This is a genomic window from Pseudomonas sp. CP4 (assembly GCF_047758505.1).
In the GTDB taxonomy this organism is placed as follows: domain Bacteria; phylum Pseudomonadota; class Gammaproteobacteria; order Pseudomonadales; family Pseudomonadaceae; genus Aquipseudomonas; species Aquipseudomonas fluorescens_AO.
The window spans coordinates 4522035-4536823 of record NZ_CP180489.1 but is presented as its reverse complement, the minus strand read 5'-3'; the positions used below and the strand labels follow the sequence as shown (position 1 = coordinate 4536823).

The 14789-nt window shown below is 56.4% G+C and carries 8 protein-coding genes and 1 pseudogene; 3 read left to right on the top strand and 6 right to left on the bottom strand.

Annotated elements, in window-relative coordinates; genetic code table 11:
• Positions 1-123 precede the first annotated feature (123 nt).
• From ACMYUN_RS20420 to ACMYUN_RS20400, 5 genes are all read right to left on the bottom strand, one after another.
• A complete protein-coding gene (locus tag ACMYUN_RS20420) occupies positions 124-1125 on the bottom strand; it encodes a tyrosine-type recombinase/integrase (RefSeq protein WP_415761594.1) in 1002 nt (333 codons plus the stop codon).
• A 240-nt stretch (positions 1126-1365) separates the two neighbouring features.
• Positions 1366-2286, bottom strand: a complete 921-nt coding sequence (locus tag ACMYUN_RS20415; protein ID WP_415761593.1) for an AAA family ATPase — start codon at positions 2284-2286, stop codon at positions 1366-1368.
• On the bottom strand, positions 2283-3524 hold the full coding sequence (locus ACMYUN_RS20410) for a site-specific integrase (protein ID WP_415761592.1): 1242 nt from the start codon (positions 3522-3524) through the stop codon (positions 2283-2285). Before ACMYUN_RS20410 ends, ACMYUN_RS20415 begins: the two co-directional genes overlap by 4 nt.
• A 69-nt stretch (positions 3525-3593) precedes the next feature.
• The gene (locus ACMYUN_RS20405) at positions 3594-4352 is read right to left on the bottom strand and encodes a hypothetical protein (RefSeq protein WP_415761591.1); all 759 of its coding nucleotides are present in this window, start codon (positions 4350-4352) and stop codon (positions 3594-3596) included.
• Between the two features lie 4 nt (positions 4353-4356).
• Positions 4357-6384, bottom strand: coding sequence for a hypothetical protein (locus tag ACMYUN_RS20400; protein ID WP_415761590.1), 2028 nt, complete (start codon positions 6382-6384; stop codon positions 4357-4359).
• A 41-nt stretch (positions 6385-6425) separates the two neighbouring features.
• On the opposite strand from ACMYUN_RS20400, the pseudogene ACMYUN_RS20395 reads away from it, so the two are divergent.
• Positions 6426-7313, top strand: a pseudogene (locus ACMYUN_RS20395) (glutamate synthase-related protein); the annotation flags it as partial.
• A 77-nt stretch (positions 7314-7390) separates the two neighbouring features.
• On the opposite strand, the gene ACMYUN_RS20390 reads toward ACMYUN_RS20395, so the two are convergent.
• Positions 7391-8812, bottom strand: a complete 1422-nt coding sequence (locus ACMYUN_RS20390) for an amino acid permease (RefSeq protein WP_129997587.1) — start codon at positions 8810-8812, stop codon at positions 7391-7393.
• Positions 8813-9284: 472 nt separating this feature from the next.
• On the opposite strand from ACMYUN_RS20390, the gene ACMYUN_RS20385 reads away from it, so the two are divergent.
• Positions 9285-9743, top strand: a complete 459-nt coding sequence (locus ACMYUN_RS20385; RefSeq protein WP_129997588.1) for an REP-associated tyrosine transposase — start codon at positions 9285-9287, stop codon at positions 9741-9743.
• 1901 nt (positions 9744-11644) lie between these two features.
• Positions 11645-14782 carry a transglycosylase domain-containing protein gene (locus ACMYUN_RS20380; RefSeq protein WP_415761589.1) on the top strand — a complete coding sequence of 1046 codons (3138 nt, stop codon included), beginning with the start codon at positions 11645-11647 and terminating at the stop codon, positions 14780-14782.
• Positions 14783-14789: the final 7 nt, after the last annotated feature.

The window sequence follows — 14789 nt, the reverse complement described above, 5'->3', positions numbered from 1 at the left end:
CCTTAATCGTATGGTTAAGTACTGTGGCTTCAGCTTACACCTGAATAGCATCGGGGAATGGTGTCGACTGTCGGCCCAGGGACGAATGTGATGAACGACGACGACCGCTCACGATTATTGAGGCTAATGAGCCGGTTTAGACTCGAAGAACTTGACCACCGAAGCGAGTACATGAGCAGGCGTGTTCTCCTGTACGACCTGATTAACGTGAGGGGTCAGAACAGGTAACCACGCATCAGCCTCGGTTCGAATAACGGTGCGGATGTATCGCTTGGTGACTTCGATGTCCATATGGCCAAGCTGGATTCTCAGGGCTTCATGAATGTCGTGACCGTACGCCAGATTGGGCTTCAAGCCGTGGGCTTTGAAGTAGTGATAGACCACATAAGTCGCATAGGTATGGCGAAGGTGATGGGGAGTGATCCGTCGCCCCACTACGCTGGAGGCATCCCTGAATGCGTTCCATATGTCGTGAAACTCGACTGGTTTACCCACGGCAGTCAGCCACAAAGGGGGAGTCTTACCAGGGAACCGTTGAGCGAAGAGTTTGAGACGCTCCTTGCGATGCCCAGCAATGTATTCGGTATGTAGGCGCTTGAGGGACTCGGTGAGGACTGAACACCTCAACAAATGCTTTTTGCCTTTCGGCACATAGGTGAGCTTCTGGAACGTTACGCCCGTCGCTTTCAATTCGGGATAGCGGAGCCATCCGGGGTTTCTTGTATCGCTACCTAAAGGCACCTGAACCACCCCACCGATACGCAGCCCGGTAGTCACCATCATGAAGGCGATGAGATCGTAGACTGGGTCAATTTCAGTCAACGCAGCTGACAGCCGTGCGTATTCATCATTGCTAAGAACGACATCCTTGTAGTCCAAGATATGCACCTCTGGCTCCAACCCTGGGTCTGATTTGTCAGCCCTGCCCGTGTGCCTGGATGGAGCAACGATAGATTTACTGGAATGGTAGTTTGAGGGCCCTTGGATTTTTGGCGGAAACTCAATCATGCAGACGATCGTGGCTTCTTCACACCAGTCATAGAAAACTCGCCACGAGCGGTAGTAGGCATTGATCGATTGAGGCAGCACGCCACTGTCCTTCAAAGCCCTCTTGAAAGCAGCCATGTGCACTTCGTACGTTGCCTCATCGAATCGCACTCCCATGTCCGCGCAGCAATCGAACCACATTTTCAGATGCTTGAAATTGTTGACTATCGTTGTGGGCTCTCGACGCCCTCCTCGTCCCATTGACGTCTTTCGCAGGTGAACGAGGTAGTGGGCCAACGGATAGTGCAGCACACCATTGATGTGTGGGATGGGCGTCCCATCCGTGTGCGTGACAGATTCAACGTACATTGGCACCTCTCATCCGCGTAGCATGATGATTTCGTCGAATGATTCATCACTTTCAACAAGTGATGGATGCTCGACAGACCTATGCATGGCACGCAGCTTGGTGACTGGCACCCGTTTGACCTCTTCCCGTGTCTTGTTTCGGGATTCAAGTTTTTTCAACTCAGCACAGAAAACTACCGCGACCACCTTGGTCTTCTCATACTGCCGAGCAAGATCCAGAAGCTCATAGCGATCACTTTGCGTGAGGTTGCACGCATCAAACAAAATCGTGAATCCACGGCTGCCGCTGAAGCGTCTGCACCAGGTAGATTTCCCGCTCGCAGGAGCACCAATGGTAATGAATAGTGTCTTGTCCACCGGACTGGTCAGAGCCTCCCGCAGATGGTTGAGCGCTTGAACCCAAGCTTTTTTCAGCGAGAGCTGATCGTTCCCGTGCCGCTCGGCATCGGGACTGATTATCAGAGGCTTGCTCTGAAGGTTGACGATCACAGGAGCCGCCCCTTGAGGCGGTATATACTTAGCCTCAAGCCTGCGCGTGCGATTTTCCAGTTCATCAACCTTCTTCTGACTAGCAGACAACAGCATCTGTAGGCGCTCTTTGATGTTCTTAAGATCCCTAACATCCTCAAGCAAGCTGTAATTTTCAATGAGCGCATTGTGTAGCTTGGTTGCGACCGTAACCTCGCCGGTCTCCTGACCAGGATTTTTCTGAAGCTTGCGGAAGGAGGTGATTTCCTCGCCGAGTTGCACCCACTGTTTAATGGTCTCTTTGTCCGGAGTGTTGATTTTACCGTACAGGTACTTTCTATCGATGTTGGCTCGCTGAGCTATCGAAGAGATCGTCACTTTCGCGCCAGTTGACTGAAACTCGATTTTCATCTGCTCGAAAGCAGCACGAGCCTCTGCCAGACGATCTCTGTTATTCATCATTTCACCAACTCCAGGATGGGAGTGTAGAGTTCAACGAACTCGCGCGCGGATGCCATGATATGCAGATTCTGGGCGTAGTCCTCGTCGATGGCTCCGGCGATAAGCGACTTATAGAAGCCCATCGATTGCTCCAAGGCATGAGAGTCGGATTGCGTGATAAGGCAATGGTCACATTTCGCCCCGACGCATTTGCTTACGAACGGCAAGCCTCCAGCGTGGTGCGGACTGGCCGTTATCTCATCAAGCTGGATGGCTGGGATCAAATTGACGCATGGCTTCTCGGTCTCGTCATTAGGGTCGAACGCGCAGATCGACAATGGTGTGAGCAGAAAATGCATGGAGCCGTGCATTGCACGTTCTCGCAGGTACTCTTCCATCGTCGCGCCGAGCTCATCACCTGTGATCCCCTCGAAAATGGAGTCTTGCTGAATCCCCGCCTTCAGGCGCTCGCCCGCCCCGCCCGCCAGCTTCCCATCTTGAGCCGACCTCCCAATTGAATTCACGATCTTCAGAGACTGCTCGACCAAGACCTCTTGGCGCGCCTCAACGATCAATGGATTGTTTCGCAGGTACATTTCCGTCATGTTCATCGAGCGATGGGAAAACAGCCGCATGACCAGCAAGGGCCCCAGAACAGGGCTGTTCATGACAAACCAGCCGGCGATGGTTTTGCGAAACTGGTGCGGGTGCGGCTCATAGTCGACACCGATATCACGCGCAAACGCTTTGACGTAATTGACCAGGCTCTGAGTGGTGAGTTGACCACTCACATGATCAGATTTTTCATTCGACTGGAGCGGCGTAAGGAGGTAATCCTCACTACGCTTGAGCGTGCCGAGCGCTTCCAAAACCCTAACAGCCTGGTAGGTCGCTTTGGGTACCGGAATCGAAATGACCTGCCCCTGCTCGTACTCCCTGCTCGTTTTGCGGACAGTCACTGTCAGCCGGTAGAAGTCCTCAATGCCCATAGTCAGATCGGGCACACAGCACCCAACCCTGAGATCTCGAATCTCCCAACTTCTCATTCCAGTGGTGAAAAGAATGATGGTGATCGCCGCCCTTTTTATGTGAGACAAACTTCGCTCAGCATCTTTCCGGTCGAGCCGGTAGGTGAACTTATCGGGATAGGACGGGGCAGCATATCGGCTAAACTCAAATTTGAATGGCAAACCATGGCTCAACTCTTCAAAGCTACTGCCGCGTGCAGCGCAAGTTTTCGCAAGACGCCCCTTCGTCACGCCGTTGCCAGATTTGTGTTGAATGATCCCTTCGTAAATGACCTGGTGAAACTGTATTAGTGGCGCAGATTACTTTTCCACATAGTCCAAAGCGGCTGTTGCTATCGGGAAAGCATATTCCAAGGGAATGGCTTGCCATCCAGAAACGTCTTCCGGCATAGCAAGCTCTTGATCAGGCTCAAAGTCCTTGAAATCGGCCAGACGCTTGCCATCGAATGGATCGCTAGCCAGCCTCAAGAATGAGGGCAGCAAACCGTCCCCTTTTGATAGCTTCCACCACTCGGAAAGCAACCGCACCTTGTCCCACTTGGTGTTGTCATGGAATTCTGAAGAACTGATTCCATTGAGGACATCCTGAAACTGATCCTGCGCCAGCTCTCTTGGCAGTTTGAAATATCCGCCATCATGCTGAGCTACCAAGCAACCCTGCTCACCAAGCCAAGTCACAACCTCTTTCGCCGACGTGAAAATGTTGTACACGGTACGTGGACTGCGCTCTGTGATGGCGTGGCGACCCAACAGGCAGAACGCGATCAGTTTCAACACCATGATGAGGGGGAAATGAGTACGAACTGACGAACCGACTATCGACTCAAAGTTGATTAAATACCCCAAGCCTTCCTTACGAAAATCCCAAGTATTCTGCCAGAAGAAACTGGCTTGGCTTACAGCCGTGTTTTTCAACCGTTCCAACTCATCATTGAGCAGCTCCCAGTAATCTACCGAGGCTGAGTCGAAATGCTCGTCGCTGTGGGCCGAAGGATTACTGCTGGCATTGGCGCCGCTAGAAATATTGGCTCGGGTCGTGATGTTAGTTTTGGTCGACATCTAATTATCCTCGAACGATTATTGCTGGCAGAAATACAGCGCCGCTATTTGCAGATGCCCAGGCCTCAGCAACAACGTCTTGGTCTGACCATTTCGTTAGCAAGTCGTGAGCGCGGGTATGCTTGCGTCCGTACTCAGTCTCCCAGCGCTCGCCGCTCATGGTGGGTCGCAGTGACTCGTACTGGAGGATCCGGGTGGCAATCCTCGGCAGGTGCTGTTCGAACACCCGACTCTGGCTACATCCCATGCACATGTCGTATTCATGGCAGCTTGAGCCAGTCGCTACCATGGCACCTTCAAAATCTGGCTCGGTCGGGTCGGCGCAGGACGCATAGAAACCCGCCACATCTGTGGATGCCGATTGCTCAGATCCGCTCAGCATGACTCCTCGGAATTTACGAGCCTCCTCAAGGTACTTGTGCTGAAGGGTAAAGATCGCGATATCGGTGATCCTTCGGGATGCACCTTTGGCGAGGTAGCTGCCCAATGTGGTATCAAAACTCTTATGGTTCAAAGCATTCGACAGGGTCGCGTGAAGCTCCTGGTGGTTTCGGGACTCACCAATGGCCTTTAACAGCTCCTTGTCAGCAAACACCTTTCGGAACCGACGGGAGTCAAGGTTGACACGCTCTTTAGTGAGAACGCCAGAGACATCTGTCTTCAGATCCCAAATCTCATGGCGTTTGAGGAATTTCTTCGCGTCATAGTTAAAGATGCCTTCCTGATGGTAATCCCAAGCCTTGTCGTTACGGAAGTACAACCAAAGAGAGTCAGCCGACTTCGAACTGGCCATCGCCGACAAAGGCTCCGTGTACCACAGCAGGAAAGATAAAATAGGATAGATACCCTCATCTGAAATAGTAACGTAGGTATCGTCTGTTTCAATTACACCGCGCCCTTTACCACGACCTTTATATCCACGCAGCCTGCACTTATTCGGATCAAATGGATCTTTCCAGTCGAGCGGAGATACGGCGAAACCCATGACCATGTAACGCCGTTTCCATGTCATTACCACCTCTAGGTTTTTCCCTGAGAAAATCAAGAGAAAAACAAGAAATGGAAACAACGACTCCCTACTTGGAACCTCCCTTTCAGCCAAGGTCATCAAATTATAAGTGCCGGGCAACTTTGGATTCGGACAAACATAGGGAAAAGATTCTTCAAACACCGATTGATTAGCAGGCTCCCAGTCCCACTCCAGCAAATCTAATTGATATTGGGCAGAAGTGAACGATGTGAGGTTCACGTCGCTGGTGCGAAATGAAAGCTCATTGCGGTACACATCAATTACCCGGCTAGAGTATTCATCATACAAAGCGTAAACCGAGTTACTGTCAGAGTCTTCCATGATCTGGGAAAACTCTTTGGAGTTGTACATCAATGCCTCTATGTCAGAGGTAACAGCACTGATTAACTGATACATCACCGCATCGCTGTAAGGTGCCAATGCTTCAGGAGCATCCGACGTATAAACCGGGAGGACAAAAGTGTTGGGCATCAAGGGGGTGCCCATGATTCGCTCAATGACCACGCTGCAGCGACGGAACATTGCTGCCTTATACCGGCTGTCCATGTCCACCGAACGCATATCTGCTCTCCACTCACACATGAGAAGGAAGTTCAGATCTTCTGGGCCGTTGAGCTGTACCTGCTTCCGTCGACAGAACTCGAAGAACAACCCGACGGCATTTCGCTTGTAAGAAGCCTCAGCCTTGGAACACCGGCTTTCAAAGCATACAGTTTTCAAACCACGCCCCATGGCATTGACCGCCCAGGGAAATTCGTCCTTGTGCTCGGAGTAAAAAACACGATGATGATTCCCGAGTATGACTAGTTCATGTGGTGAAGCACTCAGGGAGTCGATGGTGAGAGATACGAGCTCTCCACTCCCCTTCCCTGCCTGGGGCCGCCAACGCCAGACTGTGGAGAACGGGTACAGACCATCCTCTTCCTTCAGATCTAAGGAGTGAAGAACGTTCTCCTCATTGATGACTTCTTGAACGTTGAGCTGTGTACGCTTGCGGCCCATCTGTGACTCCCTAGATCAACAAACCTATAGTACATAAGTTTATGAGCCAGGGCGCCAAACCCGGCCATGGCGGGATCTTGCCCAAGCACAAGGTCACCAAAGAAATTGCAGAGACCCGTGGCATCCTGATGGGCGAGGACTGCGTTTCGCCGTCGCGCCACAGTGCGTTTTCCACGCCGATCGAAATGATGCAGTTCATCCAGCAACTGCGCGAACTGTCCGGTGGCAAACCGGTGGGCTTCAAATTCTGCCTCGGCCATCCGTGGGAGTTCATGGGGATCGCCAAGGCCATGCTGGAAACCGGCATTCTTCCGGACTTCATCGTCGTTGATGGCAAGGAAGGCGGCACTGGCGCGGCGCCGGTCGAGTTCACCGACCACATCGGTGTACCGATGCGCGAGGGCCTGCTGTTCGTCCATAACACGCTGGTCGGCCTCAACCTGCGCGACAAGATCAAACTCGGCGCCAGCGGCAAGATTGTCAGCGCCTTCGACATCGCCAGCGTACTGCCCATTGGTGCTGACTGGGCCAACTCGGCGCGCGGCTTCATGTTCACGATCGGCTGCATCCAGTCACAGTCGTGCCACACCAACAAATGCCCGACCGGCGTCGCCACCCAGGACGCCCTGCGCCAGCGCGCTCTGGTGGTGCCGGACAAGGTCCAGCGCGTCTACAACTTCCATCGCAGCACGCTCAAAGCGCTGGCGGAAATGCTCGCTGCCGCCGGGCTTGATCATCCTTCGCAACTGTCGGCCAAGCATCTGGTGCGGCGCATGTCGGCAACCGAGATCAAACTGTTCTCGCAGCTGCATGTGTTTCTGAAACCGGGGGAACTGCTTACCGGCGAAGTGAATGGCGAGTTCTATTCGCGGATGTGGCAGATGGCGCGGGCGGACAGTTTTGAGCCGCAGGAAGTGGTAGCGGCGTAAGACTGGCGATCAGCTCGCGTGAACCAAAAAAGCCCCGATCTTGCGACCGGGGCTTTGTGGTTTTCAGGCGTCAGGATTCAAGAAACCGAACGCACCGAACCTTGCGACACTTGCGTCGGCTGCAACTTGAACACGTAAAACAACACTGTCAGCAATACCAGAAACGCCGGCCCGACATACAGTGCCACGCGGGTGTCGGGGAAGTACGCCATCAGGCCGACCACCAACACCAGAAACGCCAGGGCGAAATACGAACTGACCGGGTACAGCCACATCTTGTACTTGAGGCCGGCCCGCTCGCTGGCGCTCAGGCCTTTGCGAAATTTCAGTTGCGCCAGCAGGATCATCACCCAGGTCCAGATCGCACCGAAGGTCGCGATCGAGGTGACCCAGACGAAGACTTTTTCCGGCACCAGATAGTTGAGCACTACACCCAACAGCAACACCGCAATCGACAGCAACAACGCGCGGCGCGGCACGCCGTTGTTCGAGGTCTTGGCGAAACCGGCCGGGGCCTGGCCGTTCTGCGCCAGGCTGTAGAGCATGCGGCCGGTGCTGAAGATGCCGCCATTGCATGACGACAGCGCCGCAGTGATCACCACGAAGTTGATGATGCCAGCCGCGGTCTTGATGCCCAGACGCTCGAAGGTCATCACGAACGGGCTGCCCTGGGTGCCGATTTCATTCCACGGGTAGATCGACAGGATGACGAACAGCGCACCGACGTAGAACAGCAGGATCCGCCAGAACACCGAGCCGATCGCGTCGGGAATGGTCTTTTGCGGATTCTTCGCTTCACCGGCGGTCAGGCCGATCATTTCCACGCCGAGGTAGGCGAACATGACCATCTGCAGCGACATCAGCACACCGGTCACGCCGTTGGGCATGAAACCGCCGTGGGCCCACAGGTTGGAGATGCCCAGTGCCACGCCGTCGTTGCCGAAACCGAAGGCGATGATGCCGACGCCGCCAATGACCATGGCGATGATGGTGACGATCTTGATCAGGGCGAACCAGAATTCGAATTCGCCGAAGGCTTTCACCGCGATCAGGTTGATCGAGCCCATGCTGATCAGCGCCGCCAGGGCCCAGATCCAGCGCGGCACATCCGGGAACCAGATGCCCATGTAGACCGCCACCGCAGTGATTTCCGCGACACACGTCACCAGCCACAGGAACCAGTAGTTCCAGCCGGTGAGAAAGCCGGCCAGCGGCCCGAGGTAATCCTGCGCGTAGCGGCTGAACGAGCCGGCCACCGGGTTATGCACGGCCATTTCGCCGAGCGCGCGCATGATCACCAGGATCGCCAGACCGCCAAGAATGTAAGACAGCATGATCGCCGGGCCGGCCATTTCGATGGCTTTGGCCGAACCGAGAAACAGACCGACGCCGATACAGGCACCGAGCGCCATCAGGCGGATATGCCGTTCGCCGAGTTCACGTTTGAGCGGACCGCCCGAAGCGGTGTCGCCGTACGGCTGAGGATTGCCAACTGGCATAGGGGTACAACCTCGTCTTGTTATTGGATATGACCACCGGGTTTCGAAGCGTCGGCCGATAGGCCTTGGCTGGGCAGGAAACCGCGTCGGCTTCGTGGGCAGACGCGTCTCGCAGGGCGGGCCTGAAAGATCAGCGGGGCGTGCAGTATAAAAAGCTCAGGGCAGGATTTTTCACTCTAAAAGTCACAACATTCAGCGACAACTCTCGGCAATAGTGGGTTCCGCGGAGAGGCATTACCTGCATTACGTAGGAAAAGTCGCCACTGAAAAAGCCGCGAAGTATTGCACAGCGATGGTGCAGCGTCATGTTTCAGCCCTAGGGCATTTGATCCACTGTGTGATGTCTCGCCTCGCTTGATCACGGATAAATCGCCCGACGGATTCAGAAATTTCGCTCAACAGTTGCAGCGCCGACCGGGACGGCCAACCACTAACCTTTGAAAAAGCCAGGAGCACATGCAAGGAAGCTCACATGCCAGTCCGCCCCAATTCCCACCGTTTGCGCCAAGGTCGTTTCTCGGAAAACGGTCGTGCCTACTTCATCACCTCAGTCATCCACGAACGCCAGCCCGTATTTGCAGATTGGCAGGCCGGCCGATTACTGGTTGCCGAACTGCGCCGGGCTCATGAGCAAGGAGTCGCGCAATCCATCGCCTGGGTTGTCATGCCTGACCACTTTCATTGGCTGATGCAATTGCAACGCGGCTCACTTGGTGAAGTCATTGGCGGTGTAAAGGCTCGCTGTACGCATGCGGTTAACAGAAAAACCGGACGTCACGGACCGCTGTGGCAAACCGGCTACCACGACCGTGCGATCCGTGACGGCGAGGACCTGGAGCCCTTCGCCCGCTACATCATCAATAATCCCTTGCGAGCCGGGCTGGTCGATAACCTCGGTGACTACCCGCTTTGGGATGCCTGCTGGCTCTGAGCGCAATAGTGCTATGGAATAGGTGGATTTCTTCCTCACACAGACAAACTCCCGGGATGTGAACAGCCTCTTTGTGGCGAGGGGATTTATCCCCCGCTCGACTGCGCAGCAGGCGCAACTTCCTTACACGCGGTGTGCCTGTAGAAACCGTGTTGGCAGGTTTTGGGGCTGCTTCGCGGCCCAACGGGGATGAATCCCCTCGCCACAGGGAGTCCCTGCAAGACTGATAAATCTGCTAGCCACAGGGAGTCCATTGCTCGCACAGACACATCATGGGGATGTGAACAGCATCCTTGTGGCGAGGGGATTTATCCCCGCTCGGCTGCGAAGCAGGCGCAACTTGCTCACATGCGGTGTGCCTGTAGAAACTGTGGTGGCAGGTTTTGGGGCCGCTTTGCAGCCCAACGGGGATGAATCCCCTCGCCACAGGGAGTACCCGCTCGGCTGCGAAGCAGTCGCAACTTGCTCACACGCGGTGTGCCTGTAGTAACCGTGGAGGCAGGTTTTGGGGCTGCTTCGCAGCCCAACGGGGATGAATCCCCTCGCCACAGGGAATCCCTGCAAGACTGATAAATCTGCTAGCCACAGGAAGTCCATTGCTCGCACAGACACATCATGGGGATGTGAACAGCATCCTTGTGGCGAGGGGATTTATCCCCGCTCGACTGCGCAGCAGGCGCAATTTCCTCACACGCGGTGTGCCTGTAGAAACCGTGGTGGCAGGTTTTGGGGCTGCTTCGCAGCCCAACGGGGATGAATCCCCTCGCCACAGGGAATCCCTGCAAGACTGATAAATCTGCTAGCCACAGGGAGTCCATTGCTCGCACAGACACATCATGGGGATGTGAACAGCATCCTTGTGGCGAGGGGATTTATCCCCGCTCGGCTGCAAAGCAGGCGCAACTTGTTCACACGCGGTGGGCCTGTAGAAACCGTGCTGGCAGGTTTTGGGGCCGCTTCGCGGCCCAACGGGGATGAATCCCCTCGCCACAGGGAGTACCCGCTCGGCTGCGAAGCAGGCGCAACTTGCTCACACGCGGTGTGCCTGTAGTAACCGTGGAGGCAGGTTTTGGGGCCGCTTCGCAGCCCAACGGGGATGAATCCCCTCGCCACAGGGAATCCCTGCATGACTGATAAATCTGCTAGCCACAGGGAGTCCATTGCTCGCACAGACACATCATGGGGATGTGAACAGCATCCTTGTGGCGAGGGGATTTATCCCCGCTCGGCTGCGCAGCAGGCGCAATTTCCTCACACGCGGTGTGCCTGTAGAAACCGTGTTGGCAGGTTTTGGTGCCGCTTTGCGGCCCAACGGGGATGAATCCCATCGCCACAGGGAATCCCTGCAAGACTGATAAATCTGCTAGCCACAGGGAGTCCATTGCTCGCACAGACACATCATGGGGATGTGAACAGTCTCTTTGTGGTGAGGGGATTTATCCCCGCTCGGCTGCGCAGCAGTCGCAGATTCCTCACATGCGGTGGGCCTGTAGTAACCGTGGAGGCAGGTTTTGGGGCTGCTTTGCAGCCCAACGGGGATGAATCCCCTCGCCACAGGGAATCCCTGCAAGACTGATAAATCTGCTAGCCACAGGGAGTCCATTGCTCGCACAGACACATCATGGGGATGTGAACAGTCTCTTTGTGGTGAGGGGATTTATCCCCGCTCGGCTGCGCAGCAGTCGCCACTTCCTCACATGCGGTGGGCCTGTAGAAACCGTGCTGGCAGGTTTTGGGGCCGCTTCGCAGCCCAACGGGGATGAATCCCCTCGCCACAGTGTTTGTTCCAGTTTTATTCAGATAAAGCGCAGGCTCCGCTCTTCACATTTTTTTCACCGGCTTCAACCACCGTCTAAGCTTCAGACAAGTCCGATCAATCTGCGTGAATGGATCAGTCGACTATGGGTGCTTTGTGGCAAACCGATTCGAGTAAAACCGTGGTTCCGACTGAACGTGTGGATGAAGCGCCTGTCCCTGAAAAACCCCGCCGCAGCCGGCACGGGTGGAAGGCTTTCTGGTTGTTGCTGGTGATCATCGCGGTGGTGGTGGGACTTGCCGCGTCCAAGGAAATGCGCACCTCGCGCTTTCAGGCGCGGGAGCTGAGTCAGTACGCCGCCTCGCTGACCTACAGGCTCGAGCCCGGCCCCAGCGAAGCGATCCACTATCCGGGCAACGGTCCTTTCGATCTGCGTCTGGGTTACAGCTCACTCGACGAATTCCTGCCGCGCCTGCTCAAGCGCAACTATGTGATCACCGAGCAGACGCGCTTCTCCCCTGCCCTGCTCGGTTACACCGACAAAGGCCTGTTCGTGCCGTATTCGGAAAAGATTCAGGCCGGGCTGTCGATCACCGATTGCCGAGGCGCGCCGCTGTATCGGTACAACTATCCGCAGCAACTGTATGCCGACTTCGCAGCGATTCCGCCGGTGGTGGTCAGCAGTCTGCTGTTCATCGAAAACCGTTTTCTTCTCGACCCGAAACAGCCGCTGGCCAACCCGGCGGTGGACTGGCCGCGCTTCGGCATGGCCGCGTGGTCGCAAGTGGCGAAGCTGCTGCACCTGCCCGGGCAATCGGCCGGTGGCAGCACCCTGGCGACGCAACTGGAAAAGTATCGCCATTCGCCCGACGGCCTGACCGTGTCCGGCGCGGAGAAGATCCGCCAGATGATTTCTGCCAGCGTGCGCGCGTATCAGGACGGCCCGGAGACGCTTGGCGCGCGGCAGAACATCGTTCGCGATTACCTCAACAGCGTGCCGCTCTCGGCGGTACCCGGCCATGGCGAAGTGCACGGCATGGCCGAAGGTTTGCGCGTCTGGTACGGCAGTGATTTCAACAAGGCCAACGAACAGTTGAACAGCCCGGCAACCGACCCGCAAACCATGGCCGCCAAGGGGCTGGCCCTGCGTGAAATGCTCTCGCTGATGATCGCCCAGCGCCGCCCTTCGCATTACCTGACCAAGGGTCGCGACGAATTGGCCAACCTCACCGACAGCCATCTGCGTCTGCTCAAACAGAACGGCGTGATCGACAGTGCCTTGGCTGACGCCGCGCTGGCGAGCACCGTGTCATACCGCGACTGGCAGACTCAGCCAACGATGCAGCCGATCGAAACCAACAAAGGCATCAGCGTCGCCCGCAGTCGCCTGGCGAGCATGCTCAACCGGCCGCTGTACGACCTCGATCGCCTCGACCTGTCGGCCACCAGCACCTTGCAGGGCGATCTGCAAACCCAGGCCACTGCCTACCTGAAAAAACTCGCCGACCCGGCCTACGCCGCCGAAATCGGCCTGCTTGGAGAACGCCTGCTGACGCCGACCAGCACCACGCAAGTGCGCTACAGCTTCACCCTGTTCGAACTGACGCCGGACGGCTCACGGGTGCGCGTACAGACCGACAGCACCGATCAACCGTTCGACATCAACGAAGGCAGCAAACTCGAACTGGGTTCCACGGCAAAAATGCGCGTGCTGACCACCTACCTGCAGATCATCGCCGAGCTGCACGACAAGTACGGCGCGATGAGCGTGGCGCAATTGAAGAAGGTCGAAGTGCCGGAACAGGACCGCCTCAGCCAGTGGGTCGTCGATTACCTGATCCAGAACAAGGATCACGACCTGTCCAAGCTGCTCGGCGCTGCGCTGGATCGCAAGTATTCGGCGAGCCCCGGCGAAGCGTTTTTTACCGGTGGCGGTCTGCACACCTTCCATAACTTCCGCAAAGAGGACAACGGGCGCCTGCCGACTTTGCGCGATTCGTTGCGCGAGTCGATCAACCTGCCGTTCATTCGCCTGATGCGTGACATCGTCCGTTACACAACCTACTCAGGGCCCAATGCCGAGTTGCTCAAGGATGATCGCGACCCGCGCCGTCAGGAATACCTGGCCAGTTTTGCCGACCGCGAAGGCACCTCGTTCCTGCTCAAGTTCTGGAAAAAGTACAAAAACAAGGACACCCAGGCACGTCTGGAAACTTTCCTCGACAGCATCCGGCCGACGCCGATTCGCATGGCGGCGGTGCACCGTTATCTGTTGCCCGACGCCAGCCAGGAAGATTTCAACAGCTTTGTTCGCGCACACCTCAAAGGCGCCAAGCTCAAGGAGAAGCTTACCGATGATCGCCTGATCCGCCTCTACGATGCCTACGGCCCCGGCAGTTACGATCTGCCTGACCAAGGCTTCATCGCCAAGGTGCATCCGCTGGACTTGTGGATGATGGGCTACCTGCTGCATCACCCGGAGGCGACTTTCAGCGAGATCGTCAAGGCCAGCCATTTCGAGCGTCAGGAAGTCTACAGCTGGCTGTTCAAGAGCCGGCACAAAGGCGCGCGCGACAGTCGCATTCGCACCATGCTCGAGATCGAAGCCTTCCTCGACATTCACCAGCGCTGGCAGAAAGTCGGCTACCCGTTCGATCACCTCGTGCCGTCGCTGGCCACCGCCATCGGCAGCTCTGGGGATCGCCCCGCCGCCCTCGCCGAGCTGATCGGCACCATCCTCAACGACGGCGTGCGCATGCCGACGCTGCGCATCGACAGCCTGCATTTCGCCGCCGGTACACCCTATGAAACGAAACTGGTCAACGACCCGCACGTCGGCAAACGGGTAATGCCGGTGGAGGTGGCCCGAGCCATGCGCGAAGCGCTGTCGCAGGTGGTCGATGCCGGTACCGCAAAACGTGTGTCCGGCAGTTTCAAATTGCCCGACGGCACGCCGCTGGCGATGGGTGGCAAAACCGGTACCGGCGACAACCGCATTGCCGCGATTGGCTCCGGTGGGCGGATCATCAGTTCGAAGTCGATCAACCGCACCGCGACGTTTGTGTTCTACATCGGCGATCACCATTTCGGCACCCTGACCGCGTTCGTTCCGGGGCGCTCGGCGGAAAACTTCAAGTTCACCTCGGCCCTGCCCACACAGGTGCTCAAGGGCATGGCGCCGATTCTCACGCCGCATCTGCAACCGGGCAGCGATTCGCAATGCCGCCCTGCGCAAAACAGCGATGTGGCGCTGGTCGAGCACGGTCAGCGCAGCTTGAGGTAACAAAGCG

Bases quoted from the DNA above. Each gene is read 5' to 3' on its own strand.
- ACMYUN_RS20420 (WP_415761594.1), bottom strand. From the start codon at position 1,125: ATGGCTGCTTTCAAGAGGGCTTTGAAGGACAGTGGCGTGCTGCCTCAA.
- ACMYUN_RS20390 (WP_129997587.1), bottom strand. From the start codon at position 8,812: ATGCCAGTTGGCAATCCTCAGCCGTACGGCGACACCGCTTCGGGCGGT.
- ACMYUN_RS20385 (WP_129997588.1), top strand. From the start codon at position 9,285: ATGCCAGTCCGCCCCAATTCCCACCGTTTGCGCCAAGGTCGTTTCTCG.
- ACMYUN_RS20400 (WP_415761590.1), bottom strand. From the start codon at position 6,384: ATGGGCCGCAAGCGTACACAGCTCAACGTTCAAGAAGTCATCAATGAG.
- ACMYUN_RS20380 (WP_415761589.1), top strand. From the start codon at position 11,645: ATGGGTGCTTTGTGGCAAACCGATTCGAGTAAAACCGTGGTTCCGACT.
- ACMYUN_RS20415 (WP_415761593.1), bottom strand. From the start codon at position 2,286: ATGATGAATAACAGAGATCGTCTGGCAGAGGCTCGTGCTGCTTTCGAG.
- ACMYUN_RS20405 (WP_415761591.1), bottom strand. From the start codon at position 4,352: ATGTCGACCAAAACTAACATCACGACCCGAGCCAATATTTCTAGCGGC.